The organism is Sulfuricurvum sp. (genome assembly GCF_049305995.1).
GTDB lineage: Bacteria > Campylobacterota > Campylobacteria > Campylobacterales > Sulfurimonadaceae > Sulfuricurvum.
The window spans coordinates 1-5,240 of record NZ_JBAQPS010000258.1; the positions used below are offsets into that span (position 1 = coordinate 1).

General features: G+C 41.2%; 6 protein-coding genes. All 6 read right to left on the reverse strand.

Annotated elements, in window-relative coordinates:
• A partial coding sequence (locus tag WA010_RS08830; protein WP_422556762.1) for a COG3400 family protein occupies positions 1-1,311 on the reverse strand: 1,311 nt, incomplete at its 3' end.
• A 141-nt stretch (positions 1,312-1,452) separates the two neighbouring features.
• Entirely contained in the window at positions 1,453-2,196 is a 744-nt protein-coding gene (locus WA010_RS08835) for a TIGR02757 family protein (RefSeq protein ID WP_422556763.1), read from the reverse strand.
• On the reverse strand, positions 2,196-3,461 hold the full coding sequence (locus WA010_RS08840; RefSeq protein WP_422556764.1) for an RNA polymerase factor sigma-54: 1,266 nt from the start codon (positions 3,459-3,461) through the stop codon (positions 2,196-2,198). The genes WA010_RS08835 and WA010_RS08840 overlap by 1 nt, the downstream gene beginning before the upstream one ends.
• A 6-nt stretch (positions 3,462-3,467) precedes the next feature.
• Positions 3,468-4,190, reverse strand: coding sequence for an LPS export ABC transporter ATP-binding protein (gene lptB, locus WA010_RS08845; protein WP_422556765.1), 723 nt, complete (start codon positions 4,188-4,190; stop codon positions 3,468-3,470).
• Positions 4,183-4,593: a tRNA (adenosine(37)-N6)-threonylcarbamoyltransferase complex ATPase subunit type 1 TsaE gene (gene tsaE / locus WA010_RS08850; protein WP_422556766.1), complete on the reverse strand. Its 411-nt coding sequence runs from the start codon at positions 4,591-4,593 to the stop codon at positions 4,183-4,185. Before tsaE ends, lptB begins: the two co-directional genes overlap by 8 nt.
• Positions 4,590-5,240, reverse strand: a 651-nt coding sequence (gene trpD / locus WA010_RS08855; protein WP_422556767.1) for an anthranilate phosphoribosyltransferase, incomplete at its 5' end; no start/stop codon positions are given. The genes tsaE and trpD, both read right to left, overlap by 4 nt.

Sequence of the window (5,240 nt, forward strand, 5' to 3'; positions counted from 1 at the left end):
AAACATTTTACTTGTAAAGGGAAGGACATGAAGAAAATTATCCCTTTCACACAACGATCGAATCGGATTTTCTTCTTGGATAACGACATTAATTGATTTGGAAAAAATAGCTGATAAATTATTAAAATGTTCAATCACATCTCGTTTATGATTTTCCTCTTCATTTGTATAATCAATCAATTCAAGATTAAATCCAAACTGAGATGAAACATCAAAAATTGTTGTGGAAATATTTTCAATATGTCCTTCTTCACTCAAAATGACAATACTCTCTTTCAAAGAAGAGAATGAACGATCTGCAAGCTTCAATACAGGAACATTACCGGCATAGAGCTTTTTACGGATTGATTTAATAGAAAAAGTCATATGAGAAACCAAAAAAAGTCCAATATGATATTTTTTGATATCATTCAGAATAATTCCCTCCTCAGGTCGCCCATCATAACATACATCAATAGTGACTCCGCCCTGAGCAGAAACCTTAATCATTCGGAGAATATCAATATCAGCAGGATTAATAACTTTAATAATAAGTGGCTGACGAAGTTTTTTTTGAATATAAATACTTCGTCGAACCAAAGTCATAATGGAAGATGATTTTTCTATACTCATATCGATATAAAGATAAATTTTAGAACCAAAAGGAGCCGGAAATTGCCCAAGTTCTCGTTTAATAGCACGATAAATGGAACGAAGCACAGCAGGATCGCCAACCAAAATTAATGTATCATTTGGCTGAATCATTTTATTATCGCTTGGGATAATAAGTTGTCTATTTCGATAAATAGCTGCGATTTTCCAGTTTTTTTGTTCTATGGACCCAATATGGCGATAAACGAACGAACTCCCAAAAGGAACCAGAACCTCCATAATCTCACCTGAACCCAATCCAATATTTTTAGCTAAAACAGGAATATTTGGCAGATAATCAATCAAATTAGTAGCAATAAGTTCTTGCATATTAACCCATTCAATATCATTTTCGGGACTTGCAGCATTCCATAAATCGAGAGCTATGATTCGAATATTAGGTTTATAAAGACGAATATTTTTAATCGTATATTCCAAATCACTTTGATTCTCCATAGCCAAAACAACTTGCCAAAAATCCATTTTTAACAGATTGGAAATTTTATAAAAACTGGTAGGATCAAATTGAAAAAATTTAAATCGTGTAGGATTATAACCTTGAAACCCATTTTCACGCGTTTGCACAACATAATAAAGATTTTCGCTTGTATAAGTACCGATCACACGCTCAATGTAATGATGACCGATAGCACCGTCGCTAACTATTAAAATTTTTTTCATAATCGCCTAAATCGTTTATTTAAAGACGTGATTGTACCACATTTGCGGATAAGGAAAAAATACTTGCATTAACTACCAAAACAAAGAAATCTTCTGAAATGTATTAGTTTATAAAAAATATAAACCGATAAAAATTAATTCTTAACCTAATTTTTCTTGCCCAATTCGATAAAGGGCAAAATCGTATTTGAGCGGGTCGTGAGGATCAAATTCTTTAAGTCTTTCTGTCAATTCAATTGCCGCTCTCATATCGCATACAGAGCGTGTCAAAAGCCCTAAACGGTGCGAAACATTAAACGTATGGGTATCCAGCGGCATAATCAAATCATTGATCTGCACCCCACTCCACAATCCCATATCGAGTTCGCTTTTACGAACCATCCAGCGCAAATACATCATCCAACGCTTCATTGCCGATGCTTTTGCTATAGAGACTATCGGCTTACCGATCAAAAATTCGTATCCTTTTGAGCGATAAGGGTTAAGGTCATAAAGAGAAGTAATCAATGTCGATACTCCTCCAAGTAATCCATCGCACTTATATCCCTCTTTAAAAGCCTTCTCAGCCCCACCTGAAGCTTTTAATGCTTTAAGCGTATAAAACCATTGAATTATATCTTCGCTGTTCTGAAAGCGATAATATTTCCCTTCTAATACGAGACGTAACTCAGGCTCATCCAAATCTACTAAATCCTGATGTAATGAGGCCAAAAAGGGGACGATAGCTTTTACACTGCCGTATGCGAATAACGCACATGTCAGAGCATGGAGCTCATCCATAGATCGGCGTGCAATCATTAGCGGATCAGGTCGTTGTTCACACAGCTCATTGAGAGAATCACGGGCTTCGACCTCAGCATCAAGATAGGCTTTGAGCTTTTCCACTAACGCCCTAAAAGATAGAGTTGTTTACGCTCACTTGATCCGGCGATATTAAGCTGTTTACGATATTTGGCGATGGTGCGGCGAACCATCGTGATCTTAAATTTATCCTGAATCATCTCAAGGAGTTTCATATCGCTTAGCGGTTTTTTGTGGGACTCGTTTTTAACTAGCTCCGAAACGTACTCTTTGATCGCGGCATTGGAAACATCTTCATCGATAGCTGTGGTGAAAAAATCCTTCATCGGATAGATACCGCGATCACAGGCGATATATTTGTTTGCAATAGCACGAGAGATTGTAGAGGGATTATGTCCGAACTCATCGGCGAGTGTTTTGAGCGTCAACGGCTTGATCGCACCGCCGGTAAAAAACTCATACTGATACTCAACAATCATCAGTCCCACTTTGTACAATGTCGCTTTACGCATTTCCAACGCATCTACGAGGCTTTTTGCCTCTTTAAACTTATCGCGGACAAAAGAGTGATCGACTTTGTATCCGGCATCGATCGAGATAGTGGGATAATATTGATCGTTCAATTTCACTTCAATCCCCTCTTCGGGATCGGTATAAATCATCAAATCAGGGATAACCTGCTGTGACTCTTCCATATAATCGAGTGCCGGAGGGTTTTTAAAACTACCAATGACTTTCATCGCTTCATCGAAATAAGGCTCTTTACGGTAACGTCCTAACTCATCGAGATGGTTTATCATCTGCGAAGCCAGCGTGTACCCAGCATCACTGATAGATGAGGACTCAAGTTGAAATAAAAAGGCTTCGCTTACATCACGCGCACCGATTCCTACCGGTTCTACATGTATAAAACGGAGGCGAATTTTCTCAAATTGTTCGTTGCTAATAGCGTGTTGCACACAAAACATATCGCTATCACCCTCATAATATCCCCCCTCATCCAGATTCTCAATCACATGGCGGGCTATGAGCTGGGAGATCGGGGTGGGAAACAACGAACCGTCAATCTGTTCTTCGAGCACTTCATACAAACTTTTATGCTGAATCGTGAGAGCTTCTATCGCTTCACTGTGAGAGTTTTGGACATAGCCGTATTGAATTTTTTTAGGGATTCGTGATTCAAATGACTCTTCATATCCCGATTTAACATCGATCAAAGGATTGCTCTCGATAAACGGAGCCATCGCTTCACCCAAATCACTCAGGCTCGATTGTAAAATCGGTAGCCAGTTACGCAGGGTATTGGAGAGCTTGTTTTTGAGCTCGACGCTGGTTTTTACCCGTAACATACGATGCTAGAACTTGAACGATTCACCGAGATAGTGTTGGCGCACATCGGCATTATGGGCTATCTCATCACTCGTCCCGCTCGCGAGGAGTTGACCGCTTTTAATAACATAGGCACGATCACATACGGCTAACGTCTCACGGACATTATGATCGGTAATCAAAACACCGATTCCGTACTCTACGAGTTGAGAGATAACACTTTGGATGTCCATGACGGCGATCGGATCAACCCCTGCAAACGGCTCATCTAGGAGTAAAAAACGGGGTTTGTTGACCAATGCACGAGCGATTTCGGCACGACGGCGTTCTCCACCGGAAAGATTAATCCCCCGACGGTTACGAATCGGCTCGATGTTAAACATCTCCAGTAGTTCCTCGATCCGCTGTTCTGCCATCTCTTTACTCAGTTTCCCCGCTTGTGCCGCGATAATGAGATTCTCTTCGACCGTGAGATCTTTAAAAATCGACGCCTCTTGCGGCAGATAACCTATCCCCATACGGGAGCGTTTATGAAGCGGAAGATCCGAAACGTCTTCTCCATCGATATAAACTTTTCCCCCTGTCGCTTCGACCAAACCGCAAATCATATAAAATGTTGTTGTCTTACCAGCCCCATTGGGTCCGAGAAGCCCAACAACCTCTCCCGTGCGAAGTTCCATACTGATACCTCGTACAATCTCATGCTTTTTGATGGTTTTGACCAAATTGTCAATTTTTAATTCATGCACGTTGTACCTCATAATATCGCGAATTTTCATCGCATTTTGAAATTTTTACGATAACCGTTTCGATCCCTGAGCGTTTGAGCAGATGAATAAGCGATTCATCCCCCCATTCGATCAGATGATATCCCTCACGCTCCAACTCCTCCATCATCCCTAAACTCAAAAACTTATCGAAACCATAGTTATAGAGATCATAATGGTAAAGTTTCTCTCCATACTGGTGTTGGAGGGAAAATGTCGGGGAAGTGACCGCATCACTCATCCCTAGATATCGGGCATATGCTTGTGTAAACGTCGTTTTACCGCTGGCTAGGTCACCTTGGAGTATGACGACACCCCCTTGCGGGAGTAATTCAGCCACCTTTGCACACAGTTGTGAAAGCTCTTCGAGAGGTAACTTCATCATAGTTTAGACGATACCGACACGATTTGTTTGAGTTTCTCTGAGGCTTTGCCACTGAGCAACGTATCACGAGCGATCTCTAACCCCTCTTGCTCATCTCTAGCCATCCCCTCTGCTACAAGAGCATACGCCGCATTAATCAGCACCATATCCCGCTGAGGATCTGTGGCACGATTGTTCAAAATATCGGTAAGAATTTGGGCGTTTTGCTCTGCTTCCCCGCCGAGGATCGCTTCAAACGGCGCTTTTTTAATCCCCAACATCTGCGGATCGATCTCGAAATAATCGATCACTTCGTTTTTCAAATGTCCCGCATAGGTGATGTCGCTGATACTGATCTCATCCATCTTTTCACGTGAACTTACCACGATAGCCGATTGCATCCCCAACTCACGCGCCGCTTCAGCCATTTTGGGGACAAATACCTCATCAAACACTCCGAGAAGAATTTTAGAGAGTCCCACAGGATTGGTGAGAGGTCCCAAAATATTAAAAATTGTTTTCTCAGGGATCGAACGGCGGATCGGCATGATGAACTTCATCGCCGGATGGTGGTATTGGGCAAACAAAAAGGTAAATCCGCATTCTTGGAGTAAAGTCGAGCTTTGTTCTAATGTGAGATCGAGTTTAACCCCTAAATACTCTAACAC